Below are 26,140 nucleotides of genomic sequence, written 5' to 3'. Positions count from 1 at the left end.
TAAAGACGCTTCCCGCGCGGGACGATTCGTATGTCCGAGGGGATGGAGCGGTAGCGAAATCGCCACGCACAGGAAGGCATGGCGATTTTACGAACATTAATGGCTAAGAGCCATTAATTTGTGCGGATATTTCTCATTCAGCTTTCCAGCCAGACATCTCGGGCCCAGTGCCAGACCGATTCCCAGCTTTCCTCGGTGACGATTTCTTCCTCGCCAGACCACAGCACAACGGTGCCGTCTTCTTCGACGCAGTAGTAATCGTCGCCATCCTGGCAAATCGGGATCAGGTCGCGTGGCACACCCGCATCCCAGGCGTTTGCCGCGACCTCTGGCAGGTAAGTGTGCGACTGCGGATCGGTGACGGTGACCGGCTCCAGGCTGCCATAGACCACGTCGCTGACCGTCAGCAAGAACTCCTTGAAGACGAATGGAATGTTGATGAACAACTCTTCTTCGATTTCGACCAGTTGGTCTTCGTCCGGTAACTCAAGCGGCACGGGCACCGGCTCGTTGGCTTCTCGGAGCTGTTCGATGACTTCTTCCACGGTTCTATCCTCTAACCTTTACGACACGCTGCGCGTTATACCCTAGTAGCCTGCTGCGCTAAAAGCAAAACCCCGGGACGAGCCCGGGGTTTTTTGTGCAATGCCTTAAGATCAGCCGTTCTGGCGGATCCCGGCGACCAGCCAAGGCTGGTTTTCGCCCTGGGCGCGTTCCATGTTCCAGCTTTCGCTGAACACTTCGCCCTGGTCGAAGCGCGAGGTCTTCGATACACCGCTGAAGGTCAGGGTGGCGATGGTCTTGTCGGCGCGGTCATCGACGCCTTCAAGTTGCACGTCCAGGTTGTCGATGTAGGTGGACTGGAAGCCATCACCCAGATCAGCACGCTCCTGCTTGAGGAATTGCAGCATCTGCGGGGTGACGAATTCAGCGATCTTGTCCATTTCGTTGGCGTCCCAGTGCTGCTGCAGCGTCTGGAAGTGGTTACGGGCAGCGGCCAGGAAGTTCTGTTCGTTGAACCAGGCTGGAGCGTTGATCACCGGACGAGCGGCAGCAGCAGGTGCAGCGGAACCACCGAAGATCGACGGCTGGGCAGCAGGCTGGTGTGCTTCACGCTGGAACGGCGCGTGGCCGGCGGCGGCCATTTGTGGCTGCTGCTTGCGGCGACGGGCGGCGATGAAGCGGAACACCAGGAAGGCGATCAGCGCCATGATCAGGATGTCGAAGATCTGCATGCCATCGAAGCCATCGCCCATGAACATCGAGGCCAGCAGGCCACCGGCGGCGATACCGGCCAGAGGGCCGAGCCATTTCGAAGCGCCGCTGGCGGCTGCAGGTGCGCGACCTGGAGCGGTTGGCGAGGCAGCCGGAGTGGCGGGGGTAGCCTGGCGAGTCTGGTGGATTGGCGCGGCGCCCGAGCTTTTGCCGCCGCCCATGCGTTTAGCGGCACTGGCGTCGAGGCTCATCGTCAGACCGATGCACAGCGCCAGGGCGATGCTGAGAAAACGTTGCATAGAAGGGTATTCCCGTTTTGTGGATTGCACGCGCGTCATGTTGCACAGGTTGTAGGACACATGACCAGCGCCAAGATGTTTCCATCTTTATCTGTAGGAGCGGGCTTGCCCCGCGATGAAATGACATCGCGGGGCAAGCCCGCTCCTACAGACGCCGTCTACAGCGCTTCGAGCTTGGCATAGCCAAGCATCAGCCATTTGCTGCCTTCGGCAAAGTTGACCTGCACCCGCGCCTGGGCACCGGAGCCCTCGAAGTTGAGGATCACGCCTTCGCCAAACACCGCGTGCTGTACACGCTGGCCGAGGTTGAACGCGGTTTGCGGAATGTTTGCGTTGGCAAACAGGCTGCTGGTGTTTTGCTGCTGGCCAGAGCCGAACGGACGGCTGACGCTGTTGGACAAGCGGACTTCCTGAATCAGCCCCGCCGGAATCTCGCGTACGAATCGTGAAACCTTGTTGTAGGTTTCACTGCCATACAGGCGTCGGGTTTCGGCGTAGGTCATCACCAACTGCTGCATCGCCCGAGTGATGCCGACGTAGGCCAGCCTGCGCTCTTCCGCCAGGCGGCCCGGCTCTTCCAGGCTCATTTTGTGCGGGAACAGCCCTTCTTCCATGCCGACCAGGAACACATGGGGGAATTCCAGGCCTTTGGCGCTGTGCAGGGTCATCAGCTGGATGCTGTCTTCATGCTCGTCGGCCTGGGCATCACCGGCTTCCAGTGACGCATGGCCGAGGAACGCGGCCAGTGGAGACAGTTCGGCATCTTCTTCGCTGGATTCGAAGTTGCGCGCGGCGCTGACCAGTTCCTCAAGGTTTTCTACCCGCGCCTGACCCTTCTCACCTTTTTCTTCCTGGTGATAGATGATCAACCCGGACTGCTCGATGACGGTTTGGGTCATCAGATGCAGAGGCATGTCCATGACTTTCGCGGCGAGGTTTTCGATCAGCTCGATAAACGCTGCCAGGGCGCTGGCGGCACGGCCCTTGAGGGCCTTGTTGGCGATCAGCAGGCTCATCGATTCCCACATCGACACTTCGGCGTGTCGCGCGTGATCGCGGATGGCTTCGACGGTTTTCTCGCCAATGCCACGCGGAGGGACGTTGATGACCCGCTCCAGCGCCGCGTCATTACCGCGACCTTCAAGCAGGCGCAGGTAGGCCATGGCATTTTTGATTTCTGCCCGTTCGAAGAAGCGCTGGCCGCCATAGATGCGGTAGGGAATGCGTTCGCGCAGCAAGGCTTCTTCCAGCACTCGCGATTGGGCGTTGGAACGGTACAGGATGGCAATGTCGCTGCGTGCCAGGCCGGTTTTCAGCACGCTTTCGATGGTTTCCACCACGTAGCGCGCTTCATCGTGCTCGTTGAACGCGGCGTACAGGCTCAGCGGCTCACCGTCGCCGCCGTCGGTCCATAGCTCCTTGCCGAGGCGATCGCTGTTGTTGGCGATCAAGGCGTTGGCCGCTTTGAGGATGCCGGCGGTGGAGCGATAGTTCTGCTCCAGACGAATCATTTCGGCGTCGGGGAAGTCGGCGCTGTACTGGTGGATGTTCTCGATCTTGGCGCCGCGCCAGCCGTAAATCGACTGGTCGTCATCGCCGACCACCATCAGGCTGTCGCCGCCTTTGCACAGCAGGCGCAACCAGGCGTACTGCACGGCGTTGGTATCCTGGAATTCGTCTACCAGTACATGGCGGAAACGCCGTTGGTAGTGTTCCAGCAGGCCCGGGTGATCACGCCACAGGTCCAGGGCGCGCAACAGCAGTTCGGAGAAGTCGATGACCCCGGCGCGCTGACAGGCTGCCTCGTAAGCTTCATAGATGCTGCGCATGGTGCCCAGGTACAGGTCACCGCTGGCCTGGATATGTTGCGGGCGCAGTCCTTCGTCTTTCTGCCCATTGATGAACCATTGCGCCTGGCGCGCGGGCCAGCGTTGTTCATCGAGGCCTAGCTCGCGGATTACCCGCTTGACCAGGCGTTGCTGGTCATCGCTGTCGAGAATCTGGAAATTCTGGTTCAGCCCGGCTTCTTGCCAGTGCGCACGCAACAGGCGGTGAGCCAGGCCGTGGAAGGTACCCACCCACATCCCCGCTGGGTTGATGCCCATCAGTTGCTCGATACGCTGGCGCATTTCGGCGGCAGCCTTGTTGGTGAAGGTCACCGACAGGATCGAGTGCGGCGAGGCCTGTTCGACCTGGATCAACCAGGCGATACGGTGCACAAGCACGCGGGTTTTGCCGGAGCCAGCACCAGCCAGGACCAACTGACGACCGACGGGGGCCGCTACGGCCTGGCGTTGGGCGTCGTTGAGGGAGTTCAACAGGAGAGAGAGATCATCGCGCATCCGGCCATTTTAGGGGCGCAATCAACCCTTGGGCAAACATACAGTAGAAAAAGTTAAGCCCCACGACCACCCGGTCACCGTGCCGCAGCCCAAGGCCTGCGCGCTTGAGCGCTTTTCGTCGGAAATCCGCTAGCAGAATTAATGATCCAGAGCAGTTTGGCGCAGGCCTTTGCTTGTGTATGCTCCGTGCACGTTTAGGGCTAACCATTACAAGAACACTGCCTATGACCACTGGTGTGAGCTCCGTTGGCGTTCCATTGCAGACGCGCGGGGGTATCCGTAAGCAATTCGCGACGCAACTGGCGGTAGAGCGTACCCGCTTGCTCTATCAAGGCTCGTTGCTGCCCACCTTATTCATGCTGCTCACCGGTTTGGTCTGTGCCTGGTTGCTGTGGAGCCCGGCGCGCTACCTGCAAGTCAGTGTCTGGGTGGTGTGGTTGATGGCGCTGGTGGCCCTGCGGGTTATTCAGGTTGCTGCTTTTGATTCGGCCATGCCCGAACGCCAGGCCAAGCCGACCTGGTGGCGAATGTTTCTATTAGGCTCGGCGTTCAGTGGCCTGACCCTGGCCAGTGCAGCGATTGCCTTGGTCCCTGTGGACAACTTCACCCAGCAAGCGTGGGTATTCGGCTTGCTTGGGGTGGCGACCCTGTCTGCCAGCATCGCCTATGCCGTCAGCCTGCCTGCGTTCCTCAGTTTTACCCTACCGTGCCTGCTACCCCCTATCGCCTTTCTGTTCTGGACGGGCGACGAGCAGCAACAGGGGTGGGGCTGGCTCGGGCTGATTCTGCTGGGCGCTTTGCTGGTGGTGGCATGGCAGGTCAACCGACTGATCGAGGCAGGCTTGCTCAAACGCTTTCAGAATCAGGCGCTGATCGAACACCTGCAGGCTGCACAGCGGCGCAGCGAACGCCTCAACCAGGCGCTGGCCGGCGAAGTTGAGCAGCGGCGACTTATAGAAGAACAGCTGCGAGAGGCCCAGGCCGGCCTTGAGTCACGGGTCGAAGAGCGCGGGCGGGCGCTGGACCACGCCAATCACGCCCTCAGTGCAAGCGAGCAACGCCTGGCGTTGGCTCTGCAAGCCAGTGAGCTGGGGATGTGGGATTGGAACCTGGAGACGGATGAAATTCACCACACCCAGCTGCACACCCTGTTCGGCCTTGAGCAGACCCAGGTACGTAGCGTGCGCAATGACCTCAAGCCTCGGTTGCACCCGGATGATCTGCCGGTGTTGCGGCGCACCCTGGTCGAGCACCTTAAAGGGCGCAGCGAGGATTATCGGGTTGAGTACCGTGTGCGCCACAACCAGGGACACTGGTGCTGGGTCGAAGACCGCGGGCGGGCCGTGGAGCACGATGCCAGCGGCAAGGTAGTGCGCATGCTCGGTACGCGTCGCGATGTTTCTGCCCAGAAGGCCTATGAAGAACAGCAACGGTTGGCAGCGACCGTGTTCGAAGCCGCCAGCGAGGGCATTGCCATTCTCAGCCCGGACTTCGAACTGCTGGCCGTCAATCAGGCGTACTGCGAAGTCACCGGTTACTGCCGCGAAGAATTACTGGGGCGTGATGCCCTGGAGCTGCCTTGCAGCCGGGATGCCCGGCGGCACAGCATGGCCATTGACCAGGCACTGGACCAGCAGGGGCGCTGGCAGGGCGAACTGGTTGAAGCGCGCAAGAATGGAGAGCTGTACCCGCAATGGCTACAGCTCAATGGTGTACGGGATGCGCGAGGCAACATCAGCAATATCGTCGGCTTTTTCACCGACTTGTCGGCACGTCGGGAGTCGGAAGAGCGTTTACGCTACCTGGCACATTATGACGAACTCACCGGGCTGGCCAACCGTGCACTGTTTCGCCTGCGCCTGCATGAGGCCGGGCAGCGAGTACGGCTTAATGGCCGCAGCCTGGCATTGCTGCACATCGATCTAGACCGCTTCAAGCTACTCAATGAAAGCCTGGGCCATGAACTGGCGGATGAGTTGCTCAAGAAAATGGCCCAGCGTATCGCCAGCGCGCTGCCTGAAGCTGACACTGTCGCGCGCCTGTCCGGTGACGAGTTTGCCGTGCTGTTCGACGGTTACAACAACCTCTCCAGCCTGGTACGGGTGACCACACGCCTGCTCGACAAACTGCGCGTGCCGCAGCGCCTGGGTGGCCATGAAGTGGTGATCAGTGCCTCGGTGGGCATCAGTGTGTTGTCCGATGCCACGTTCGATCTCAATGCCTTGGTCAGCCAGGCCGATATGGCCAAGCAACACGCCAAGCACTTGGGCGGTGACAGCTTCCAGTTTTATACCGAGAGCCTGCGGGCAAGCACGCTCGAGCGCCTGCAACTGGAAAATCATTTACGCAAAGCCATCGAAGAGCGCCAGTTGCTGGTGTATTACCAGCCCAAGTTGTGCCTGCGCCATGGTCAGTTGTTGGCCGCTGAAGCGTTGGTGCGCTGGCAGCATCCGGAGTGGGGCATGGTGCCGCCGGGTGAGTTCATTGGCCTGGCCGAAGAAACCGGGTTGATCGCACCGATTGGTGAATTTGTCCTGCGCCAGGCCTGCTGGCAGGCCTGTGAATGGCAGCGGCAAGGGCTGGCGCCGATCCGTGTTTCGGTGAACCTGTCGGTGTATCAGCTGCGTCAAGGCAAGCTGGTCAGCCTGGTGCGCCAGGTGCTGGAGGAAAGTGGCCTGGCGCCGCACCTGTTGGAACTGGAACTGACCGAGAGCCAGTTACTCGACAGTGTCGAGCACATCATCACCACCTTTGAGCAACTGCATGAACTGGGGGTCAAGCTGGCGATTGATGATTTTGGTACGGGCTATTCATCACTCAGCTACCTCAAGCGCTTCCCGGTGGACTACGTGAAAATCGATCAGGCCTTTGTTCGTGGCCTGCATGAAGGCAGTGAAGATGCCGCGATTACCCGGGCGATCATCGCCATGGCCAAGAGCCTGGAGCTGAAAGTCGTGGCCGAAGGTGTGGAAACCCAGGAGCAACTGGCACTGCTGCGCGAGCAGGGGTGTGATGAAGTGCAGGGTTACTTGATCAGCAAGCCGGTGGATGCCACTGCCTTCGGCAATCTGCTGGCATCCAGCATGACCCGCTTCTGCGGGTAGCAGGCCGTGTACGGGCACAGGCCTGCCAGTGCAAACATCAGTCGGGTTTGACGACTTCAAAGAGGGTGGCAATTTCCGCACGCTCATGGAGTATTCTCACATGAACAAGTTTGGGTTGATTGCCTGGGATGTCGATTACTTCGAAACAGACCTCTTTATCGGTCTTCACTTGGATGAACGTGCCTGCCTCTTGCTCGAGTTTGAGATCTAGAGGTTCGCTACCGTCTCTTCTGAGTTTCCTGCCTTTCACCAGTGTCGGCTTAATGCCTGGGTGGGCGACAGTAACGGTGCCACGCACCGTGACGCGCATATCGTCGCTGCCTGATATCGGGTCTACTTGATAACGCCAGTCCTTGGTCTCGATCGTCATAACGTAATGCCTCAATTGTGTGTCGCAACACAGGTTGCAGGCTCACCAGTGGAGCTGAACGGCCTTCAACCGTTGCGGATACTCCCTTGGCGAGCTGGCAGACCGTACGCGAGCGCAGGCCTGCCAGTGCAGGGTCACTTGGTAATGATGACTTCTGTGACGGTGGTCAGCAGCTTGCCTTCATGAAAGATGTTCACCCAGGGGATATTGCTGTGATCGCCGAGCATCTCGAAGCAGGCTTCTTGATCGGTGATCACCTGAACGGTGAGGCCTGACTCCTGCTCAAGCTTGAGCTCCAGATTCAGGGCAAAGGATTTGTCCTGAATTCTGGCCTTCTCCAGTGTCGCCTTGATGCCTGGATTGGCGACAGTGACGGTGCCGCGCACCTTGAAGCTGTTGCCATCGACGCCTGGCATCAGATTATGGTGAATACGCCAGTCCTTGGATGAGATCATCATGTCTTGTTTCCTCGATAGTGGGTCGCAACACAGGTTGCAGCCCCATCTTGTTGTTACCGAGGTTGGCAGTGGAGTTGGAAAACCTTCAGCCGTGCCACATGCTCCCTTGGCGTCCCAGCAGGCTATGAGCCTGGTCGGGCCCGTTGGAGCCCGCAGGGTAGGGCTTGGGCGCCTGAAAGTACTCTTGCCAGCCGGTGAGGATCGGGTCGATCCAGGCCCACGCCGCTTCCACCTCGTCACGGCGCATAAACAGCGTCGAGTCGCCGTCGAGGACATCCAGCAACAGGCGCTCGTAAGCGTCCCAGCGGCGCGTCTGGCCAAACACTTGGGCAAGGTTCAGGTTCAGTTCCACCGGCTCCAGACGCATGCCTTTGCCGGGGGACTTGGTCATCATCTGCAGGCTGATGCGCTCGTCGGGCTGTAGCTGAATCAGCAGCTGGTTGGCCTGGTCGCCGTCGAACAGGCGATGGGGAACGGGCTTGAACTGAATGACGATTTGCGACGTGCGCTTGGCCAGACGCTTGCCGGTGCGCAGGTAGAACGGCACGCCGGCCCAGCGCCAGTTGTCGATGTGTGCTTCTACGGCGACGAAGGTTTCAGTATCGCTGTCGTTGTCGACATCTTTCTCGAAGTAGTACGCAGGAACTTCCTGGCCGCCGATCTTGCCCGCGCTGTATTGCCCGCGCACAGTTTTGTCCTGCACATCCTGGCCGCAAATGGGTTTGAGCGCCTTGAGGATTTTTACCTTTTCATCGCGCACCGCTTCGGCCTCGAACTGCGCGGGTGGCTCCATGGCGACCAGGCAGAGCAGTTGCAGCAAGTGGTTCTGCAGCATGTCGCGGGTAGCACCTGCACGATCGTAGTAGGCACCACGGTTTTCCACGCCCAGGGTTTCGCAAACGCTGATTTGCACGTGCTCGACCTGACTGTTACGCCACACCGGCTCCAGCAGGGCATTGGCAAAGCGCAGGGCCATGAGGTTCTGCACGGTCTCCTTGCCGAGGTAGTGATCGATGCGAAACACCTGCGACTCGTCGAATACCGCACCGATCGCCTGGTTGATTGCAGTGGCAGAGTCCAGCGAATGGCCAATCGGCTTTTCCAGGACGATACGCGCTTCGCTGTCAGCCAGACCGGCCACTTTCAGGTGGTTGGCGATCGGCACGAAGAGGTTCGGCGCGGTCGCCAGGTAGTACACCCGTGTCAAACCACCGGCTTCCCCGAGATAGCGTGCCAGGCGCCCGAAGTCGGCGCTTTGCGCGGCATCCATGGAGAAGTAGTCCAAGCGGGCAGAGAAGCGCGCCCAGACGTCTTCGTCGAAGTCGTTGCGGGCAATCTGGGCGCGGCAACGGCGTTCAGCGAGCTTGAGATATTCGCTGCGTGGCAGGTTGCGCCGGGCCAGCGCAATGATCCGCACGGCAATGTGCAGACGACCCTCGCGATACAGGTGGTAGAGCGCCGGAAGCAGTTTATGCAAGGCCAGATCACCGGTGCCGCCGAACACCATAATGTCGCAGGGGATAGTCAATACCACCACTCTCCTAGTTGGTTTAGCTGGGCGGGTCGCCGGTCATGTAGTATAACTACAAGAAAGCTACAACCCGGTCAGTCGATCATAACCGAGTCCTGCCCTTGAATCTGTTGCAACACATCGCCCAGTCGCGCCATCTGTTACGCAAATCGGAACTGAAAGTTGCCGATCACGTGCTGCTGGATCCCGCAGCCGTCATGCACAGCTCCATGGCCGATCTTGCCCACAGCGTTGGTATCAGCGAGCCGACCATCGTGCGCTTTTGCCGAGCCATCGGATGTTCAGGGTTCCAGGACCTCAAGCTGAAGCTGGCCCAGAGCCTGGCGGCCGGTGCCAGCTTCGGCCAGTTCGCCATCCATGAAGACGACTCCGTCGCCGACTACAGCCTGAAAATCTTCGATACAACATTGCATACCCTGATGGAGGTGCGTGAGCATCTTGACCCTCAGGCCTTGCAGCGTGCGGTGTCGGCCATGGCTCAGGCTCAGCGCGTCGAATTCTATGGCTTTGGTGCTTCCGGCGCGGTGGCTGCGGATGCGCAGCACAAGTTTTTCCGCTTGCTGCTCACGGCGGCGGCGTACTCTGACCCGCACATGCAGGCGATGTCGGCCGTGACCCTCAAGCCAGGCGATGTGGCGATCTGCATTTCCCAGTCAGGGCGCTCCAAAGACCTGCTGATCACCGCCAACCTGGTGCGTGAGAGCGGTGCCACGTTGATCACCCTGTGCCCGAGCCAGACCCCACTGGCCGAGCTGTCGAGCGTCAACCTGGCCATCGACGTGCATGAAGACACGGAAATCTACACGCCGCTGACCTCGCGTATTGCCCACCTGGTGGTGATCGATGTGCTGGCGATGGGGGTGGCGATGGCCCGTGGTCCAAGCCTGGTCAACCACCTCAAGAGCGTCAAGCGCAGCTTGCGCAGCCTGCGACTGTCGCCCAAATCAATCAAAGCGATGGACGACTGACCTCCGTAGGAGCGGGCTTGCCCCGCGATGCGACGTGTCTGAAAGATCGCTATCGCGGGGCAAGCCCGCTCCTACAACAATCGTTTCATTGATTTGTCATTGGCGCGCCGCCAAACCGTAACGCCACGTAGTCAGGCTGAAACTCCCGCACTCGATCAGGGAGATAGGCAATGGCTCGTGAATTCGATGGCTCGTATCAACCCACCGTCAAATCCCGTAAGCAGCAGGAGAAGGATCAGCGTCGCATGGAGTTCCGACGCGCGATCGAAAGCTACTCCGAGCAACGCCGCTTATTGCAGGAAATTGCCGATTACCCCGATTTGCAGGCCATCAGTGTGTGGCAGGTATCGGCGGCAAGCTCCCCGAAAAACGCTCAACAAGTGCGCTAATTTGCGTACGTTCGCTGCGGATGAATGCAAGAAAGGCCAAGGCCACCGGCGATTGCCGCTTGGCCTTGGACTGCACCACGCACCAACTGCGGTACAGCGGAAGTTCTTCGACCGGTAACTCGCGCAACACGCCCGTGGCCAGTTCCAGGTTCAGGGCGTGGCGGGTGAGCAGGGCAATGCCCAGCCCGGCAATCACGCACTCGCGCTGGGCATCGGCGGAGGCCACCTCAAGCGTCTGGGTAAAGTGCACACGCTTGTCCTTGAAGTACTCCTCGCACGCTTTACGCGTTCCCGAGCCTTGCTCGCGAACCAGCAGGGTATGCGGTTCCAAGTCCTGAAGGCGCAGCGTCTCCAGCTTGCACAGCGGATGATTGGGCGGTGCCACGGCTACAATCGGGTTGTTGAGGAAGGGCAGAAATTCCAGGCCCATGTCCTGAGGCACCATGGACATGATGATCAGGTCGTCGCGATTGTCGGAAAGACGACGGATAGCCTGGGCCCGGTTGACCACCGTGAGGGTAAGATTGACCTCTGGGTGCAGGCGTTTGAAGGCGGCGAACAGGTGTGGAACGAAGTATTTGGCGCTCGACTCGACCGCCAGCTTCAGCTGCCCTTGCAGCGAGCCCTGCATGTCGGAAAGCTGCATGTCGAGGCTTTCCAGGCGGCCGAAGATGTCGCGGCTGGCACGCTGAAGGGCTTCGGCAGCTTCGGTCAGGTAGAGTTTTTTGCCGACGTATTCAAACAGCGGTTGGCCCACCAATTCTTCAAGCTGGCGGATCTGTAGACTAACGGCGGGTTGCGTCAGGTTCATCTCCTCGGCCGCCCGGCTGTAGGAACGCAAATCACAGACCTCATTGAAGATCTGCAATTGACGCAATGTCATACGCATCAATGACTTACGCATTTTTTTCTTATCTCGGCAAAACCTTGTAACAGCACTATAAGCTTTTGCTAATGCACACCCTAATAAATATTGATTTTTGTTTATCAAGAGACAGCGCTAGGGTAAAGATGCGACTGGCCAGCGACGATTGGTCACGCGCCGACCGGCTTTGCCGACTCGTTTGTTCTAGCGGCCTTGGGAATACTCCAGTGATAAAAAAGATCCTGATCGCCAACCGTGGTGAAATTGCTGTTCGGATCGTGCGTGCCTGCGCCGAGATGGGCATTCGCTCCGTGGCGATCTACTCCGACGCCGACCGCCACGCCTTGCACGTGAAACGTGCGGATGAGGCCCACAGCATTGGTGCCGAGCCCCTGGCCGGCTACCTGAACCCGCGCAAGCTGGTGAACCTGGCAGTGGAAACCGGTTGTGATGCGCTGCACCCGGGTTATGGTTTTCTGTCGGAGAACGCTGAACTTGCCGACATCTGCGCTGAGCGTGGCATCAAGTTTATCGGCCCTGCCGCCGAAGTCATTCGCCGCATGGGTGACAAGACTGAAGCCCGTCGCAGCATGATCAAAGCCGGTGTACCGGTCACCCCGGGCACTGAAGGCAACGTTGCCGACATTCATGAGGCGCTTGAGGAAGGTGACCGCATCGGTTACCCGGTCATGCTCAAGGCCACCTCCGGTGGTGGCGGCCGCGGTATTCGTCGCTGCAACAGCCGTGATGAGCTGGAACAAGCTTTCCCACGAGTGATTTCCGAGGCCACCAAAGCCTTTGGTTCGGCGGAAGTCTTCCTGGAAAAATGCATCGTCAACCCGAAACACATCGAGGCGCAGATCCTCGGTGACAGCTTCGGCAACGTGGTGCACCTGTTCGAGCGTGACTGCTCGATCCAGCGCCGCAACCAGAAGCTGATTGAGATCGCCCCAAGCCCGCAACTGACCCCCGAACAGCGCGCCTACATCGGTGACCTGTCGGTGCGCGCAGCCAAGGCTGTGGGTTACGAGAACGCCGGTACCGTGGAGTTCCTGCTCGCCGATGGCGAGGTGTACTTCATGGAAATGAACACCCGGGTGCAGGTGGAACACACCATCACCGAAGAAATCACCGGTATCGACATTGTTCGTGAGCAGATCCGCATTGCCTCGGGCCTGCCACTGTCGGTCAAGCAAGAAGACATCCAGCACCGCGGTTTCGCCCTGCAGTTCCGGATCAATGCTGAAGACCCGAAAAACAACTTCCTGCCAAGTTTCGGCAAGATCACCCGTTACTACGCACCCGGCGGCCCTGGCGTGCGTACCGACACGGCGATCTACACCGGCTACACCATTCCACCGTTCTATGACTCCATGTGCCTGAAACTGGTGGTCTGGGCGCTGACCTGGGAAGAAGCCATGGACCGTGGTCTGCGGGCCCTGGACGACATGCGCGTACAAGGGGTGAAAACCACCGCCGCCTACTACCAGGAAATCCTGCGCAATCCGGAATTCCGCAGCGGTCAGTTCAATACCAGCTTCGTTGAAAGCCATCCGGAACTGACCAACTACTCGATCAAGCGCAAACCCGAAGAGCTGGCCCTGGCCATCGCTGCCGCCATTGCCGCCCACGCAGGCCTGTGAGGAATCCCATAATGTCCAAGAAAATCTTTGTAACCGACACAATCCTGCGCGACGCTCACCAGTCCCTGCTGGCCACCCGCATGCGTACCGAAGACATGCTGCCGATCTGCGACAAGCTCGACAAGGTCGGCTACTGGTCGCTGGAAGTCTGGGGTGGTGCGACCTTCGACGCCTGTGTGCGCTTCCTCAAGGAAGACCCGTGGGAGCGTCTGCGCAAACTGCGTGCGGCACTGCCTAACACCCGTCTGCAAATGCTGCTGCGCGGGCAGAACCTGCTCGGCTACCGCCACTACAGCGACGACGTGGTCAAAGCCTTCGTGGCCAAGGCTGCGGTCAACGGTATCGACGTGTTCCGTATCTTCGATGCGATGAACGACGTGCGTAACCTGCGCGTGGCGATCGAAGCGGTCAAAGCTGCCGGCAAACACGCCCAGGGCACCATCGCTTACACCACTAGCCCCGTGCACACCATCGATGCGTTTGTGGCCCAGGCCAAGCAGATGGAAGCCATGGGTTGCGACTCGGTGGCGATCAAAGACATGGCCGGCCTGTTGACGCCGTTCGCCACAGGTGAACTGGTCAAGGCACTGAAAGCCGAGCAATCGCTGCCGGTGTTCATCCACTCCCACGACACTGCCGGTCTGGCTGCCATGTGCCAGCTCAAGGCGGTCGAGAACGGTGCCGACCACATCGATACCGCGATCTCCAGCTTTGCCTGGGGTACCAGCCATCCAGGTACCGAATCGATGGTTGCGGCGCTCAAGGGCAGTGAGTTCGACACCGGCCTGGACCTGGAGCTGCTGCAGGAAATCGGCCTGTACTTCTACGCCGTACGCAAGAAGTACCACCAGTTCGAAAGCGAATTCACCTCCGTCGATACCCGTGTGCAAGTCAACCAGGTACCGGGCGGCATGATTTCCAACCTGGCCAACCAGCTCAAAGAGCAGGGCGCACTCAATCGCATGAACGAAGTGCTGGCGGAAATCCCACGGGTGCGTGAAGACCTCGGCTTCCCGCCACTGGTCACCCCGACTTCGCAAATCGTCGGCACCCAGGCGTTCTTCAACGTGCTGGCCGGTGAGCGCTACAAAACCATCACCAACGAGGTGAAGCTGTACCTGCAAGGTGGTTATGGCAAGGCGCCGGGCGTGGTCAACGAGAACCTGCGCCGCCAGGCCATCGGCAGCGAAGAAGTGATCGACGTGCGCCCGGCCGACCTGCTCAAGCCGGAAATGACCAAGCTGCGTAACGACATCGGCAGCCTGGCCCGGTCTGAAGAAGACGTGCTGACCTTCGCCATGTTCCCGGACATCGGGCGCAAGTTCCTTGAAGAGCGCGAAGCCGGAACCCTGACCCCTGAAGTGCTACTGCCGATTCCGGAAGCCGGTGCCGTGGCCTCGGCCAGCGGTGAAGGCGTACCGACCGAGTTCGTCATCGACGTACACGGTGAAACCTACCGCGTCGACATCACCGGTGTTGGCGTCAAGGCTGAAGGCAAGCGTCACTTCTACCTGTCGATTGATGGCATGCCGGAAGAAGTGGTGTTCGAGCCGCTCAACGAATTCGTCGGCGGTGGCAGCAGCAAGCGCAAGCAGGCCAGTGCACCGGGCCATGTCAGCACCACCATGCCGGGCAACATCGTCGATGTGCTGGTCAAGGAAGGTGACGTGGTCAAGGCCGGCCAGGCGGTGCTGATTACCGAAGCCATGAAGATGGAGACCGAAGTTCAGGCGGACATCGCCGGTAAGGTCACCGCCATTCACGTGGCCAAGGGCGACCGGGTCAACCCGGGTGAAATCCTGATCGAGATCGAGGGCTGATTCTCAAGCCCTCATCTACAAGCGGTTAACCTCTGGGGGGCGTATGCTCCCCTTTTTTTTTTGCGGTGGGATCAATTGTCTTGCACCACCTGTAGGAGCGGGCTTGTCCCGCGATTGCAGTTTGTCTGTCTGACCGCATCGCGGGGCAAGCCCGCTCCTACCGGGTTCAAAGGCCTCGGCATGCCTCTAGTGAATGCACTTGGCCTTGCGGTTGTTGATTCTTTGCCGACAACCAACGCTCAAACCCCAGCGCAATGGCCGGCCACTCGTCATCGGTAATAGAGAACCACGCCGTGTCGCGGTTGCGGTCTTTGATGACCATATGTTTGCGAAACACCCCTTCAAAGTGGAAACCGAAGCGCTCAGCCGCCCTTTTCGAGCGGGCGTTGTCGTTGTTGCACTTCCATTCCAGACGCCGGTTGCCCAGCTCGAAGGCCAGCTTGCCCAACAGGTACACCGCTTCGGTGCCGCGGGGTGTGCGCTGCATGGCGGCGCCAAAGGCGATGTGGCCGATTTCGATACGGCCCTGGTCAGGCACGATCGACATCAGGCTGAGGATGCCTTGGGTCTGGCCGCTGGCACTGTCGATGACGCTGTAAAACAACGGATCGCTACTGGCTGCATTGCTGTCGAGCCAATGGTCGAAGTCTTCGCGTTCGGTGAAGGGGCCATAGGCCAGGTAGTCCCAGAGTTTCGGGTCGGCATCGGGGCCTTGGAACACTTGCCACAGGTCCTCGCGGTCACGCCGCGGGTCGAGCTTCTCCAGGCGGATGAAGCGGCCAACCAATGGGGTAGGTTGCGGGCGTTTTGCCGGATGCCAGTGCAACGTTGTACTCATATGAGGGCTCCTGGACTTACAACGGTTTGCGGAACTGGATGAAGCCAGGCCGCTCAGCGACTTGCTCATAGAGGCTGATGGCCGTGGCGTTGGTTTCATGGGTCAACCAGTGAACCTTGGCGCAGCCAGCTTCCTTCGCCGTAGCGTAGACGTATTCGATCAACTGGCGACCGACACCAAGGCCACGCAGTTCGCTCTGTACATAGAGGTCCTGCAGGTAGCAGGAATTCTCGATGCTCCAGTTGGAGCGATGATAGATCCAGTGAACCATGCCCACCGCCTTGCCATCGACCCAGGCCAGAGCGGCATTGGTCGGCTCCGCCGGGTCGAGCATGCGCTGCCAGGCGACAGTGGTCACCTCATCGGCAAGACGGGTTTCGTAGAAGCGTAGATAAGCCTGCCACAGGGGCAGCCAGGCGCTATGGTCGTTGGCGGTAACCGGGCGGATAGTGACGGCAGTCATGGGGCGGTTCCTTCAAGGTTGGCGCATCAATGCGCTCAGTTGGTTATCCAGTGGATCAGGGCTGTTGGCCAGGCCGGTGCGGACACCCTCGATGTCGAGGGGGGAACGGTTCTGGCTGAGCTTGCGGGTGCCTTGCAGGCGCTCAATGGGCAGCGCGAAGCCGACGATGGCCTTGAGCATCCCGGCCATGTAATCGGCGGGTGCTTCGTCCACCGACCACGGCTTGGCCTGGCCTTGTTCGTGGTGGTCGCTCAGGCGTCGGACAATGTCCAGCAGGCGCTCGGCATCGTGGTACACCTCGGCTTTGCCCCAGGCATGCACGGCCAGGTAGTTCCAGGTTGGTACAGTGCGCGGGTTCTGTGCCTTGCTGGGGTAATAGCCGGCACTGACATAGGCATCGGGCCCGGCAAATATCACCAGCGCTTCGGCGCCGTTGGCCAGCTCCTGCCATTGCCGATTGGCGCGGGCAAAGTGACCGTACAGGGTGCCGTTGCTGCCTTCGCTGCGGTCCAGCAACAGCGGCAGGTGGCTAGCCTGCAGGCCTTGTTCACCCTGGGTTACCAGAACGGCCAGGCGCGTCTGCTCAATCTGCTGATGCAGTTGGCTGAGGTCGGTTTCCTTGTAGTGCGACGGTGTGAACATAGGGATTGTCCTTGGCGAATGGCTCAATCCTAGGCAGGCTATTGGTCTATGGTAAGAGCCATTTAAAGCTAATTTGATAGGTCCATTGTCATGAGCGAGCATCCTCTCACGCTGCAATTCGACCCTGCGGGTATCGTCCTTGATCGGCGCCAGGGGCTCAGCCGTCAGCTCTATCAGGCATTACGCATGCGCGTTCTGGATGGTCGATTGAGTAGCGGCACGCGCTTGCCGGCCACGCGCGAAATGGCCAGTGCTTTGTCGCTGTCACGTAACAGTGTGGTGCGTGCCTATGACCAGTTGTACGCCGAGGGCTTTATCGAAAGCCGGGTCGGTGACGGGACCTATGTCAGTCAGCTGCCAAAACTATCCACAAAAGTATCCACAGGGTTATCCCGGGGTTTTTCCACAGCCTTATCCACAAAAATGGCTTCTGATACTGTTGATTTGTCCAGTAAAGTTATCCACAAAGGCCCGTTGAGTCGCCTGCAAAGCAATCATTTACCCGCCCCGAAAAGCGGGTCGCCGCGTGCATTTCGTGTCGGTTTGCCGGCGCTCGATCTGTTTCCTTTCGAGGTCTGGGCCAAGCTGCAGGCGGGTTTTTGGCGTAATCCGGAACTTGCGGCTCTGGGCTACGGAGACCCTGCGGGTGAGCCGCAACTTCGTGAGTTGATTGCTGCCTATCTTCGTCGATCTCGCGGGCTTTCCTGCAGGGCTGAGCAAATTGTGATCACCAGTGGTGCGCAGCAAGCGATCAGCCTTTGTGCACAGCTGCTGTTGCAGCCAGGCGAGATCGCTGCTGTGGAAAACCCTGGCTACAGAGCCGCCGCCCACAGTTTTACCCTGACGGGGGCACGGGTTGTGGGAGTGGCTGTGGACCAGGAGGGATTCGATTGCTCTGCGTTGCAGGCCCTTGCGACGTGCCGTCTTGCCTATGTAACGCCAGCTCATCAGTATCCACTTGGCGTGACCATGTCGCTTGCGCGGCGCCTGGCCTTGCTGGACTGGGCTCAGCGCAACGATGGTTGGATCATCGAAGACGACTATGACGGCGAATATCGCTACAACGGTGCCCCCTTGGCACCGCTTGCAGCGCTGGATGGCAATGGTCGGGTGTTGTACGTCGGAACCTTCGGCAAGATTGCCTTTCCAGCCCTGAGGCTGGGCTATCTTGTGCTGCCGCCAGGCCTGGTCGAGGCATTTTCCCAAGGTCGGGCATTGGCGGTAAGGCACTCGGAAATTGGCACCCAACGGGTCATGGCGCAGTTCATGGCTCAGGGTCACTTTCAGCGTCATATCCGGCGCATGCGCCGTGCGGCACTGGCCCGGCGCAACGCGTTGATAAGCGCTTGGCCAGCCGGTAAAGACGGTATCAAACCGCTGCCGGATATCGACGCCGGGCTGCATGTCACGGTAGAAGTCGAGAGTATTGAGCGGGAGCGGCAGTTGATTGCACAGGCCGCGCAGGTGGGGGTGGAAATCACCCCGCTGAGTGACTTTTCGATGCCGGACCTACAAGGGCAGTTGGCGCCGCGGGCAGGTTTGGTCATGGGCTTTGCCTCAGTGCCTGAAGGTTCAGTGATAAGCGCACTGGAGGCATTATCCAAAGTATGGAGGTAATGGCGTTCAATGTTTTGCCGGGCATGACCGGCATTGCTCTTGTCCATCCTGGCAAAAGGACAAGATGGCGGCGTATCAATAAGCAGTTTCACTGCTGAATGGTGATACGCCCCCATTATCGATTGGGTGACGTATCACCCAGGCGCCAGATTACCGGGCTGTTGGCTGAGCGTTCTGGAAGCCTTCCAGCACGTTGACCGCGTTGATGCCGATTTCCTCGACCGCGTAGCCACCTTCCATCACGAACAGCGTCGGTTTACCCAGGCGAGCGATGCGTTCGCCCATTTTCAGGTAGTCGGGGCTGTCCAGTTTGAACTGCGAGATCGGATCGTCTTTGAAAGTATCCACCCCGAGCGAGACCACTATTATCTCCGCCCCAAAGTCAGCAATGCGCTCGCAGGCTTGATCCAATGCGTTACCCCACGTCTGCCAGTCACTGCCTGCCGGCAGCGGATAGTTGACGTTGTAACCCAGGCCTTCACCTTCACCCTGTTCGTCGGCATAACCGAGGAAAAACGGAAACTCGGCTTGTGGATCGCCGTGAATCGAGGCGAAGAACACATCGTTGCGCTGGTAGAAAATCTCCTGGGTGCCGTTGCCGTGGTGGTAGTCCACATCAAGGATGGCGACTTTGCGGCGGCCTTGGTCGATAAACGCCTGAGCGGCAATCGCCGCGTTGTTCAGGTAGCAGTAACCGCCCATGACATCGCTGGCGGCGTGGTGTCCTGGTGGGCGGCACAGTGCAAAGGCGCTGTGGGCACCGGCTTGCACGGCAGCCTGAGCGGTGAGTGCTACTTGCGCGGCACTGTATGCGGCCTGCCATGTGCCCGCCGTGATGGGCGCGCCGGCATCGAAGCTGTAATAACCCAGTTCGCCGTGCAGGTGAGTTGGCTTAACGCCACGCAACGTGCGTGCCGGCCAGGTGTAGGGCAGCAGGTCACCGTCGTGGCCGAGGCTGGCCCAACGCTGCCAGGCGCCTTCGAAAAAGTTCAGGTAGTCGGCGCTGTGCACGCGTAGGAGGGGCGCACGGCCAAAGTCTACCGGGCCTTGAACCGGGCCCAGTTCGCGCGTTTTTACCCGCTCCAGTACATGATCCGCGCGCGAAGGCATTTCGAAGCACGGCATCAATTGCCCGTCGATCAGCTCGCAGCGGCCGTGGTGCAGGCGATGGTCATCAGAGTAAATGGTCAGCATTTTTTTGTTTTCCACAGTCACAGGCAGGGGTCCATTGTTGATGGATCGGCCTGGGTTCAGAACGGCGGAAACGGCCAAAAGGGGATCGATATGGCCAGATTGCTGGTCCGGATATCGCCCTGGGTGGATGCGCGGCGCGCTATTTATGCGCGGAAATGACTGGGCGCCACACCGCTCCAGCGTAAAAACGCATGGCGAAAGCTGGCGGTTTCGCTAAAGCCCAAGGCTTCGGCAATTTGATAGATCGGCAGCTGGTCTTCAGCCAGCAATTGTTTGGCCCGCTCAAAGCGCAGCTCATCGAGCAATTGCTGATAGCTGCTGCCCAGCTCCTGCAAATGGCGGCGCAACGTACGTGAAGAGCAGTTCATCTGTTTGGCCAGGCCTTCCAGGCCGGGTGCGGCGTCCAGTTGCTCGAGCAGTAACTGGCGGATGCGCCCCAGCCAGGCCTGACGCCCGGTGAACTCAAGGTTCTGTCGACGGCAACGTTCGCTCATGGCCCGGTGGGTGATCTGGTCGGCCAACGGTAAGGGTTTGTCTAGCCAGTGGCGCTCGAAAGCAAAAGCGTTGTCGTTGGCTTCGAATTGCAACGGGCAATTGAAGGTGTCGGCATACAGCGCTTGATAGTCTGGTGCGGCATGGACAAAGCGTGTCGCCAGCAGCGGCAATGACTGCCCGAGCAAGTCGTCGCAAATGACTTTCAAGGAGGTCAGGCAGAACTCGGCATTGAACGCGGCCAACTGCGGGACTTCGCGATAGTTGCTGGCGCTGAACCAGATGCGCTCGCCGTCGTCGATCAGGCGCAGTTGAAAAAGTGTTCCCAGTAGCGCCGGGTACTGCATGGCCAGGCGCAAAGCGTCACCTAAGGTGGCACTGGAGAGCAGGGCGTAACCGAGCATGCCGTAGCAGGAAACATGCATGCGCCGACCCAGCTCCAGGCCCACTTCACGACGCCGCGCTACCGCGTTGGCGCAGACCAACAACTCCTGGCGCGTGGTAATGCGCAGGTCGGCGCGGCCCATGTCCTCGGGGCTTATACCGCTACCGTCGAGCAGCGCTGCTGCCTCTACGCCGTCATTTTTGAAGGCTTGTAGAATCAGCGACACGGCGTTGAGGGTCGTGAGGTGCGAGTGGAGCATGGTGGGCTTCCTGCTGAAGGGCTACCTGCAAGCCAGCAATATGCGTGCCTTGCCGGGTCAGCGCAGTTCCCCGCAGAGGTCTTGTTCAATCAGCTGGCGTACTTCGGGCAGCGGTAAACCGGCGCCGAGTAGCAACTGCAATTTGCCGAATGCCGCCTCACGGGTCATTCCACCGCCAGACAAAACCCCGGCCTGGCGCAGTCGGCTGCCCGCTTCATACACATCCAGCTCAACCCCGCCTTCATGGCACTGGGTGATCGCAACCACCACCACGCCTTTGGCCTGCGCCTGAGCCAGCGCATCGAGGAATTCGGTGTCGTCGGCCGGGCCAGTACCGCTGCCGAAACACTCCAGAACCAAACCCTGCACACCGCTGGCGAGCACTGCTTGCAACAGGCGCGCGTCGAATCCCGGAACCAGCGGCAAGACTGCAACCTTGGCGGTTTGTTTGGGGTGGCGATAGTCCAGCTCGGGCGCTAATGCTTGCACGCTGGGTGCACCACCGGCGCGTTTGAGGGGGACGAAAGGGTGGCGGCCGAAGCTGCGCACCTTGGCGGTGCGATGCGGGGCGAGCAGTTCCCCATGAAAGTACAGCTGCACCCCTGGGGCGATTCCGCGCTTGAGTGCCTGCAGGGCTCCGACCAGGTTCTCCCAGGCATCGCTGTCGGCGACTCCGGCGGGCAGCATCGAGCCGGTAAACAGTACCGGTGCTTGCAGGCCAAGCAACTGAAAGCTCATGGCGGCCGCGCTGTAGGCGAGGGTATCGGTGCCGTGCAGAATCAGCACGCCATCGCAGCCTTGCTCGTCGACCGCTTCGATGACCGCCTCACGCAAGCGCTGCCAGTATTGAGGTGTCATGTTGGCGCTGTCGATCAATGGCTGCATTTCGCGAAACCGCCACGACGGGATATCGGCAACCCCATCAAGTTGCTCGCGCATCCGCTGCTCGAAGCCGGAAGCCGGCGCCAGGCCATGAGCACTCGCCTGCATGCCGATGGTGCCACCGGTGTACAGCACCATGATGGTGCGGGCGGTATGTGCGGTTGGCATCGGGCGGTCTCCGTGGTCGGCTTATAGTTAGCTGCCCACTATACGCCACCGGGTAGGCGCGGGCTTGCCCCGCGATGCGATGTGACTGATAGACCGTGATCGCGGGGCAAGCCCACTCCTACGGGTTTTCACAGGCATAAAAAAAGGGCCCGGGGTATCAACCCTGGGCCCTCAAAAGGTGAGAGGTGTCTAGTCCCTCGACCTGGTGAGCGGTGTTACAGCATCCGTTACGCTTTCAGCGGAACCAGACGCGGAGCAATCATGTTTTCCGGACGCAGGATGTCGTTGAGCATCTCTTCGTCCAGCAGGCCTTCCTCGCGGACCAGTTCCAGCACACCACGGCCACTTTCCAGGGCGATGGCGGCGATACGGGTGGCGTTTTCGTAGCCGATGTACGGGTTCAGCGCAGTAACCAGGCCGATCGAGTGTTCGACCAGTTCACGGCAGCGCTGTTCGTTGGCGGTGATGCCGACGATGCAGTGCTCGCGCAGCATGTCCATGGCGCGTTGCAGCAGGCGGATCGAGTCGAAGATCTTGTAGGCGATCAGCGGCTCCATAACGTTCAACTGCAGCTGGCCACCTTCGGCGGCGACGGTCAGGGCCAGGTCGTTGCCCATGATGGCGAAGGCCACTTGGTTGACCGCTTCCGGGATAACCGGGTTGACCTTGCCTGGCATGATCGAGCTGCCTGGCTGACGTGCTGGCAGGTTGATCTCGTTGATGCCGGTACGCGGGCCGCTGGATAGCAGGCGCAGGTCGTTACAGATCTTCGACAGCTTGACCGCAGTACGCTTGAGCATGCCGGAGAACAGGACGAAGGCGCCCATGTCGGAGGTTGCTTCGATCAGGTCGGCAGCCGGTACCAGCGGTTGACCGCTGATGGTTGCCAGGCGTTGTACGGCCAGGGCCTGGTAGCCAGGGTCGGCGTTGATGCCGGTGCCGATCGCGGTACCACCGAGGTTGATTTCGGTCAGCAGTTCCGGTGCCAGCGAGCGCAGGCGCTGCAGGTCTTCGGTCATGGTGGTGGCGAAGGCGCGGAATTCTTGACCGAGGGTCATCGGTACGGCGTCTTGCAGCTGGGTACGGCCCATCTTCAGGACGTGGTCGAACTCTTTACCTTTGGCAGCGAAGGCCTGGATCAGGCTGTCGAGGCTAGCCAGCAGGGCGTCGTGACCCAGCAGCAGACCCAGACGGATCGCGGTCGGGTAGGCGTCGTTGGTCGACTGCGCCATGTTCACGTCGTTGTTCGGGTGCAGGTATTTGTATTCGCCTTTCTGGTGGCCCATGGCCTCCAGCGCGATGTTGGCGATAACTTCGTTGGCGTTCATGTTGGTAGAAGTACCAGCACCGCCTTGAATCATGTCGACCACGAACTGCTCGTGGAAGTCACCGCGGATCAGACGGGCGCAAGCCTCGCTGATGGCGGCGTGCTTGGCATCGCTCAGGTGACCCAGCTCACGGTTGGCGTCGGCAGCTGCTTGCTTGACCATGGCCAGGGCCACGACCAGCTTCGGGTAGTGCGACAGCGGAACACCGGAGAGGTGGAAGTTGTTGGCAGCGCGCAGGGTCTGGATGCCGTAGTAGGCATCAGCTGGGACTTCAAGGGTGCCAAGCAGGTCTTTTTCAACGCGGAACGATGCAGCAGCGGACATGATAAATATCATCTCGAGTTTGGCCCGGCACATGCCGGAATGGCGCCAATCCTAGGCCTGCGCCGGTTTTGCGGCCAATGCTGTTGCACGCTAACCTATGCACAAACGGCATAATGGTTGATGTGACGCCAACCGACATTCGAGCGTGTGCCATTTTGGTGCATGCCTGGAGAGACAAATGAACCTCGAAAGCAAATGGCTGGAAGACTTCAGTGCCCTGGCGGCGACCCGCAGCTTTTCCCAGGCCGCTGAGCGCCGCTTCGTGACCCAGCCGGCCTTCAGCCGCCGCATTCGCAGCCTTGAGGCTGCGCTGGGGCTGACCTTGGTCAACCGCTCGCGCACCCCCATCGAACTGACCGCAGCCGGCCAGTTGTTTCTGGTCACGGCACGGACCGTGGTCGATCAGTTGGGCGAAGTGCTGCGACACCTGCACCACCTGGAAGGTGGGCAGGGCGAAGTGATTCAGGTGGCAGCGGCGCACTCCCTGGCATTGGGATTCTTCCCGCGCTGGATTGCCCAACTGCGCAACGATGGGCTGAACATCGCCACCCGGCTGGTGGCCACCAACGTTGGCGACGCGGTGCATGCGTTGCGTGAAGGCGGCTGCGACTTGATGCTGGCGTTCTACGACCCCGATGCCGCCCTGCAGATGGATGCCGAAATCTTCCCGTCACTGCACATGGGCACCACCGAGATGCTGCCGGTGTGCGCCGCTGACGCCAATGGCAAGCCACTGTTCGACCTGGAGGGTGAGGGCAGTGTGCCGTTGCTGGCCTACAGCGCCGGGGCGTTCCTCGGGCGTTCGGTCAATCTGCTGCTGCGTCAGCGCAACCTGCGTTTCACCACGGTCTATGAGACCGCCATGGCCGACAGTCTCAAGAGCATGGCCCTGGAAGGGCTGGGTGTCGCCTGGGTGCCGAGGCTTTCGGCACGCGCAGAACTTGAGCGTGGTGAGCTGGTGATCTGTGGCAGCAGCCAGTGGCATGTGCCCCTGGAAATTCGCCTGTATCGCTGCGCCCTGGTACGCAAGGCCAACGTGCGCTTGCTGTGGCGCAAGCTGGAGACGGCAGCCAGCACAGGCGAATGACAGTTACGAGCTGGCGTTACTCGAGCGTACGCTGAAGGTTTTGCGCGATACGTTCACGGTTTGCATCGCTGTAGCGATAGCAGTTCGAGCGAAGCTGGTTGCGGCCTGGTTGCATGTAGGTTTCGCAGGCCCAACCATTGAAGCGGATTTCCGAATCCTCATGCACTGCCGACAGCAGATGCCCCAGTTCATGGGCGGCGTTACCGTAGGCTGACATGGAGGCCATGGCGTAAGTGCCGGAGCCGAAGAACACGCTTGCCAGCCCGGCGGTGTTGCTGTCGAAGATATCTTTGGTGATGAGTATCAACTTGCCATCGGTCTTTGCCTGTTGGCTGGCATTGTCGCCGAACGTTTCCAGGGTTTGTTGAGGTGGCTTGTTGCGGTAATCGATGTCCGTCACCCCTGCGATGCCGCGGCGGAACACGATCTCAACCGGGTGGGCGCTGATCTCGCGCATTTCCTTTATCCAGTGCGAAAAGTAGTCTTTTTCAAGACTTTCGTTGCTGATGTCAGCCAATTCGTCGTGGGCAAAAACTTCAACTACCAGCGATTTGGCCGCCATGGCTGAGGGTAAGTGCACCGCGCACAGCAGGGCGAACAGCGCTACAAAGGGTTTGAAAGGGGTCATTGTGGTGTCCTCCTTGGACGTTGTGACGTTAGGAGGTACCTACGCTAAGGCGACTGAGGCGGTGCAGGCAGCGGGAAAGGCTGACTGCAGTGGTAGGGCGATAGTCCATGCGAGGGGGGTCGCTATTTGACCCCAAAGTCAGTCCGGGCCCCGAAAAATAAGGCCGACAGTTGGTCGACGGAGTGCATCAACGTCGCGGCTTTGCGATATACTGCGCGGCCTTCGGTCGGTTCGCCCGACCCTAATTCGTATAACAAGCCACGCCGGTCGTCCCGCGTGGCTTGTTGTTTTTTGACGCGCCTGCGGGCGCCCAAGAGAAGAGGCTCGACGATGAGTGCACTGGTTGGCGTGATCATGGGCTCCAAGTCCGATTGGTCCACCCTTAGCCACACCGCCGATATGCTGGAAAAACTCGGCATTCCCTACGAGGTTAAAGTGGTCTCCGCCCACCGCACCCCGGACCTGCTGTTCCAGTATGCCGAAGAGGCCGAAGGCCGAGGCATCGAGGTGATCATCGCCGGTGCCGGTGGTGCTGCCCACCTGCCTGGCATGTGCGCCGCCAAGACTCACCTGCCGGTGCTGGGTGTGCCGGTGCAGTCCTCGATGCTCTCCGGCGTCGACTCGCTGCTGTCGATCGTGCAAATGCCAGCAGGCATTCCGGTGGCCACCTTGGCAATCGGCAAAGCCGGCGCAATCAACGCCGCGCTGCTCTCGGCGAGCATCCTCGGCGCCAAGCACCCGCAGTTCCACAGCGTGTTGAAGCAGTTCCGCGCAGAGCAGACAGACAACGTTCTGGACAATCCAGATCCGCGCCAGGCCTGAGGTCACA

The 26,140-nt window shown here is 60.0% G+C and carries 23 protein-coding genes; 8 read left to right on the top strand and 15 right to left on the bottom strand.

The features are described from left to right. Positions 1-137: 137 nt before the first annotated feature. The 3 genes from ACP6KB_RS27640 to uvrD all read right to left on the bottom strand — a co-directional run bounded on the left by ACP6KB_RS27640 (position 138) and on the right by uvrD (position 3,856). Positions 138-545, bottom strand: a complete 408-nt coding sequence (locus ACP6KB_RS27640; RefSeq protein ID WP_038616029.1) for an SMI1/KNR4 family protein — start codon at positions 543-545, stop codon at positions 138-140. A 111-nt stretch (positions 546-656) separates the two neighbouring features. Continuing rightward, positions 657-1,514, bottom strand: coding sequence for a TIM44-like domain-containing protein (locus ACP6KB_RS27635; RefSeq protein ID WP_442110972.1), 858 nt, complete (start codon positions 1,512-1,514; stop codon positions 657-659). Between the two features lie 158 nt (positions 1,515-1,672). Next, a complete protein-coding gene (uvrD, locus tag ACP6KB_RS27630) occupies positions 1,673-3,856 on the bottom strand; it encodes a DNA helicase II (RefSeq protein WP_442110970.1) in 2,184 nt (727 codons plus the stop codon). A 224-nt stretch (positions 3,857-4,080) separates the two neighbouring features. Here uvrD and ACP6KB_RS27625 point away from each other — a divergent pair, with 224 nt between their 5' ends. Then, positions 4,081-6,960, top strand: a complete 2,880-nt coding sequence (locus ACP6KB_RS27625; RefSeq protein WP_442110968.1) for a putative bifunctional diguanylate cyclase/phosphodiesterase — start codon at positions 4,081-4,083, stop codon at positions 6,958-6,960. 37 nt (positions 6,961-6,997) lie between these two features. Here ACP6KB_RS27625 and ACP6KB_RS27620 read toward each other — a convergent pair whose 3' ends face one another. From ACP6KB_RS27620 to zwf, 3 genes are all read right to left on the bottom strand, one after another. Further along, on the bottom strand, positions 6,998-7,330 hold the full coding sequence (locus tag ACP6KB_RS27620) for a hypothetical protein (RefSeq protein WP_442110967.1): 333 nt from the start codon (positions 7,328-7,330) through the stop codon (positions 6,998-7,000). Between the two features lie 134 nt (positions 7,331-7,464). Continuing rightward, the gene (locus tag ACP6KB_RS27615) at positions 7,465-7,788 is read right to left on the bottom strand and encodes a hypothetical protein (protein WP_442110965.1); all 324 of its coding nucleotides are present in this window, start codon (positions 7,786-7,788) and stop codon (positions 7,465-7,467) included. Positions 7,789-7,873: 85 nt separating this feature from the next. Further along, positions 7,874-9,316: a glucose-6-phosphate dehydrogenase gene (zwf, locus tag ACP6KB_RS27610; protein ID WP_442110963.1), complete on the bottom strand. Its 1,443-nt coding sequence runs from the start codon at positions 9,314-9,316 to the stop codon at positions 7,874-7,876. A 104-nt stretch (positions 9,317-9,420) separates the two neighbouring features. Here zwf and hexR point away from each other — a divergent pair, with 104 nt between their 5' ends. Beyond that, positions 9,421-10,287 carry a transcriptional regulator HexR gene (gene hexR / locus ACP6KB_RS27605; protein WP_442110961.1) on the top strand — a complete coding sequence of 289 codons (867 nt, stop codon included), beginning with the start codon at positions 9,421-9,423 and terminating at the stop codon, positions 10,285-10,287. A 170-nt stretch (positions 10,288-10,457) separates the two neighbouring features. Beyond that, the gene (locus ACP6KB_RS27600) at positions 10,458-10,676 is read left to right on the top strand and encodes a PA3496 family putative envelope integrity protein (RefSeq protein WP_442110959.1); all 219 of its coding nucleotides are present in this window, start codon (positions 10,458-10,460) and stop codon (positions 10,674-10,676) included. Here the strand turns inward: ACP6KB_RS27600 and ACP6KB_RS27595 are convergent. Next, a complete protein-coding gene (locus tag ACP6KB_RS27595; RefSeq protein WP_442110957.1) occupies positions 10,618-11,580 on the bottom strand; it encodes a LysR family transcriptional regulator in 963 nt (320 codons plus the stop codon). The genes ACP6KB_RS27600 and ACP6KB_RS27595 overlap by 59 nt on opposite strands. 188 nt (positions 11,581-11,768) lie before the next feature. Between ACP6KB_RS27595 and ACP6KB_RS27590 the strand changes: the two genes are divergently transcribed. After that, entirely contained in the window at positions 11,769-13,184 is a 1,416-nt protein-coding gene (locus tag ACP6KB_RS27590; RefSeq protein WP_133213701.1) for an acetyl-CoA carboxylase biotin carboxylase subunit, read from the top strand. Between the two features lie 11 nt (positions 13,185-13,195). After that, positions 13,196-15,004, top strand: a complete 1,809-nt coding sequence (gene oadA, locus ACP6KB_RS27585) for a sodium-extruding oxaloacetate decarboxylase subunit alpha (protein WP_442110954.1) — start codon at positions 13,196-13,198, stop codon at positions 15,002-15,004. 166 nt (positions 15,005-15,170) lie between these two features. On the opposite strand, the gene ACP6KB_RS27580 is transcribed toward oadA, so the two are convergent. Genes ACP6KB_RS27580 through ACP6KB_RS27570 form a run of 3 tightly spaced genes read right to left on the bottom strand, consistent with a single transcriptional unit; the run spans position 15,171 to position 16,947 of the window. Beyond that, on the bottom strand, positions 15,171-15,842 hold the full coding sequence (locus ACP6KB_RS27580) for a GNAT family N-acetyltransferase (protein WP_442110952.1): 672 nt from the start codon (positions 15,840-15,842) through the stop codon (positions 15,171-15,173). Positions 15,843-15,858: 16 nt separating this feature from the next. Beyond that, the gene (locus tag ACP6KB_RS27575) at positions 15,859-16,305 is read right to left on the bottom strand and encodes a GNAT family N-acetyltransferase (RefSeq protein WP_442110950.1); all 447 of its coding nucleotides are present in this window, start codon (positions 16,303-16,305) and stop codon (positions 15,859-15,861) included. A 12-nt stretch (positions 16,306-16,317) separates the two neighbouring features. After that, positions 16,318-16,947, bottom strand: coding sequence for an FMN-binding negative transcriptional regulator (locus tag ACP6KB_RS27570; protein WP_442110948.1), 630 nt, complete (start codon positions 16,945-16,947; stop codon positions 16,318-16,320). 90 nt (positions 16,948-17,037) lie between these two features. Here ACP6KB_RS27570 and pdxR point away from each other — a divergent pair, with 90 nt between their 5' ends. Further along, positions 17,038-18,564, top strand: a complete 1,527-nt coding sequence (pdxR, locus tag ACP6KB_RS27565) for a MocR-like pyridoxine biosynthesis transcription factor PdxR (protein WP_442110947.1) — start codon at positions 17,038-17,040, stop codon at positions 18,562-18,564. 150 nt (positions 18,565-18,714) lie between these two features. Here the strand turns inward: pdxR and ACP6KB_RS27560 are convergent, their stop codons facing one another. From ACP6KB_RS27560 to aspA, 4 genes are all read right to left on the bottom strand, one after another. Then, a complete protein-coding gene (locus ACP6KB_RS27560) occupies positions 18,715-19,758 on the bottom strand; it encodes a histone deacetylase family protein (protein ID WP_442110945.1) in 1,044 nt (347 codons plus the stop codon). A gap of 143 nt (positions 19,759-19,901) precedes the next feature. Next, positions 19,902-20,894 (bottom strand): AraC family transcriptional regulator, encoded by a 993-nt coding sequence (locus tag ACP6KB_RS27555; RefSeq protein WP_442110943.1) that lies wholly within the window; start codon positions 20,892-20,894, stop codon positions 19,902-19,904. Positions 20,895-20,951: 57 nt separating this feature from the next. After that, the gene (locus ACP6KB_RS27550; protein ID WP_442110941.1) at positions 20,952-21,944 is read right to left on the bottom strand and encodes an asparaginase; all 993 of its coding nucleotides are present in this window, start codon (positions 21,942-21,944) and stop codon (positions 20,952-20,954) included. A 227-nt stretch (positions 21,945-22,171) separates the two neighbouring features. Next, the gene (gene aspA, locus ACP6KB_RS27545; protein ID WP_442110939.1) at positions 22,172-23,596 is read right to left on the bottom strand and encodes an aspartate ammonia-lyase; all 1,425 of its coding nucleotides are present in this window, start codon (positions 23,594-23,596) and stop codon (positions 22,172-22,174) included. A 178-nt stretch (positions 23,597-23,774) separates the two neighbouring features. Here aspA and ACP6KB_RS27540 point away from each other — a divergent pair, with 178 nt between their 5' ends. Continuing rightward, complete coding sequence (locus ACP6KB_RS27540) at positions 23,775-24,683, top strand: LysR substrate-binding domain-containing protein (RefSeq protein WP_442110937.1); 909 nt, start codon at positions 23,775-23,777, stop codon at positions 24,681-24,683. 16 nt (positions 24,684-24,699) lie between these two features. On the opposite strand, the gene ACP6KB_RS27535 is transcribed toward ACP6KB_RS27540, so the two are convergent. Next, positions 24,700-25,311 carry a hypothetical protein gene (locus tag ACP6KB_RS27535; RefSeq protein ID WP_442110935.1) on the bottom strand — a complete coding sequence of 204 codons (612 nt, stop codon included), beginning with the start codon at positions 25,309-25,311 and terminating at the stop codon, positions 24,700-24,702. Positions 25,312-25,641: 330 nt separating this feature from the next. Between ACP6KB_RS27535 and purE the strand changes: the two genes are divergently transcribed. Further along, the gene (gene purE / locus ACP6KB_RS27530) at positions 25,642-26,133 is read left to right on the top strand and encodes a 5-(carboxyamino)imidazole ribonucleotide mutase (RefSeq protein WP_028942499.1); all 492 of its coding nucleotides are present in this window, start codon (positions 25,642-25,644) and stop codon (positions 26,131-26,133) included. The last annotated feature ends 7 nt before the right edge of the window (positions 26,134-26,140 follow it).

The sequence above is a fragment of the Pseudomonas sp. NUPR-001 genome (assembly GCF_052147955.1).
Lineage (GTDB): Bacteria > Pseudomonadota > Gammaproteobacteria > Pseudomonadales > Pseudomonadaceae > Aquipseudomonas.
This window is presented reverse-complemented; position numbering and strand designations above follow the sequence as displayed.

What these genes read in the sequence shown, in the direction of transcription:
- ACP6KB_RS27635 (WP_442110972.1), bottom strand. Translation starts at nt 1,514, where the DNA reads ATGCAACGTTTTCTCAGCATCGCCCTGGCGCTGTGCATCGGTCTGACG.
- uvrD (WP_442110970.1), bottom strand. Translation starts at nt 3,856, where the DNA reads ATGCGCGATGATCTCTCTCTCCTGTTGAACTCCCTCAACGACGCCCAA.
- ACP6KB_RS27625 (WP_442110968.1), top strand. Translation starts at nt 4,081, where the DNA reads ATGACCACTGGTGTGAGCTCCGTTGGCGTTCCATTGCAGACGCGCGGG.
- ACP6KB_RS27620 (WP_442110967.1), bottom strand. Translation starts at nt 7,330, where the DNA reads ATGACGATCGAGACCAAGGACTGGCGTTATCAAGTAGACCCGATATCA.
- ACP6KB_RS27615 (WP_442110965.1), bottom strand. Translation starts at nt 7,788, where the DNA reads ATGATGATCTCATCCAAGGACTGGCGTATTCACCATAATCTGATGCCA.
- ACP6KB_RS27600 (WP_442110959.1), top strand. Translation starts at nt 10,458, where the DNA reads ATGGCTCGTGAATTCGATGGCTCGTATCAACCCACCGTCAAATCCCGT.
- ACP6KB_RS27595 (WP_442110957.1), bottom strand. Translation starts at nt 11,580, where the DNA reads ATGCGTAAGTCATTGATGCGTATGACATTGCGTCAATTGCAGATCTTC.
- oadA (WP_442110954.1), top strand. Translation starts at nt 13,196, where the DNA reads ATGTCCAAGAAAATCTTTGTAACCGACACAATCCTGCGCGACGCTCAC.
- ACP6KB_RS27580 (WP_442110952.1), bottom strand. Translation starts at nt 15,842, where the DNA reads ATGAGTACAACGTTGCACTGGCATCCGGCAAAACGCCCGCAACCTACC.
- ACP6KB_RS27575 (WP_442110950.1), bottom strand. Translation starts at nt 16,305, where the DNA reads ATGACTGCCGTCACTATCCGCCCGGTTACCGCCAACGACCATAGCGCC.
- ACP6KB_RS27570 (WP_442110948.1), bottom strand. Translation starts at nt 16,947, where the DNA reads ATGTTCACACCGTCGCACTACAAGGAAACCGACCTCAGCCAACTGCAT.
- pdxR (WP_442110947.1), top strand. Translation starts at nt 17,038, where the DNA reads ATGAGCGAGCATCCTCTCACGCTGCAATTCGACCCTGCGGGTATCGTC.
- ACP6KB_RS27560 (WP_442110945.1), bottom strand. Translation starts at nt 19,758, where the DNA reads ATGCTGACCATTTACTCTGATGACCATCGCCTGCACCACGGCCGCTGC.
- ACP6KB_RS27555 (WP_442110943.1), bottom strand. Translation starts at nt 20,894, where the DNA reads ATGCTCCACTCGCACCTCACGACCCTCAACGCCGTGTCGCTGATTCTA.
- ACP6KB_RS27550 (WP_442110941.1), bottom strand. Translation starts at nt 21,944, where the DNA reads ATGCCAACCGCACATACCGCCCGCACCATCATGGTGCTGTACACCGGT.
- aspA (WP_442110939.1), bottom strand. Translation starts at nt 23,596, where the DNA reads ATGTCCGCTGCTGCATCGTTCCGCGTTGAAAAAGACCTGCTTGGCACC.
- ACP6KB_RS27540 (WP_442110937.1), top strand. Translation starts at nt 23,775, where the DNA reads ATGAACCTCGAAAGCAAATGGCTGGAAGACTTCAGTGCCCTGGCGGCG.
- ACP6KB_RS27535 (WP_442110935.1), bottom strand. Translation starts at nt 25,311, where the DNA reads ATGACCCCTTTCAAACCCTTTGTAGCGCTGTTCGCCCTGCTGTGCGCG.
- purE (WP_028942499.1), top strand. Translation starts at nt 25,642, where the DNA reads ATGAGTGCACTGGTTGGCGTGATCATGGGCTCCAAGTCCGATTGGTCC.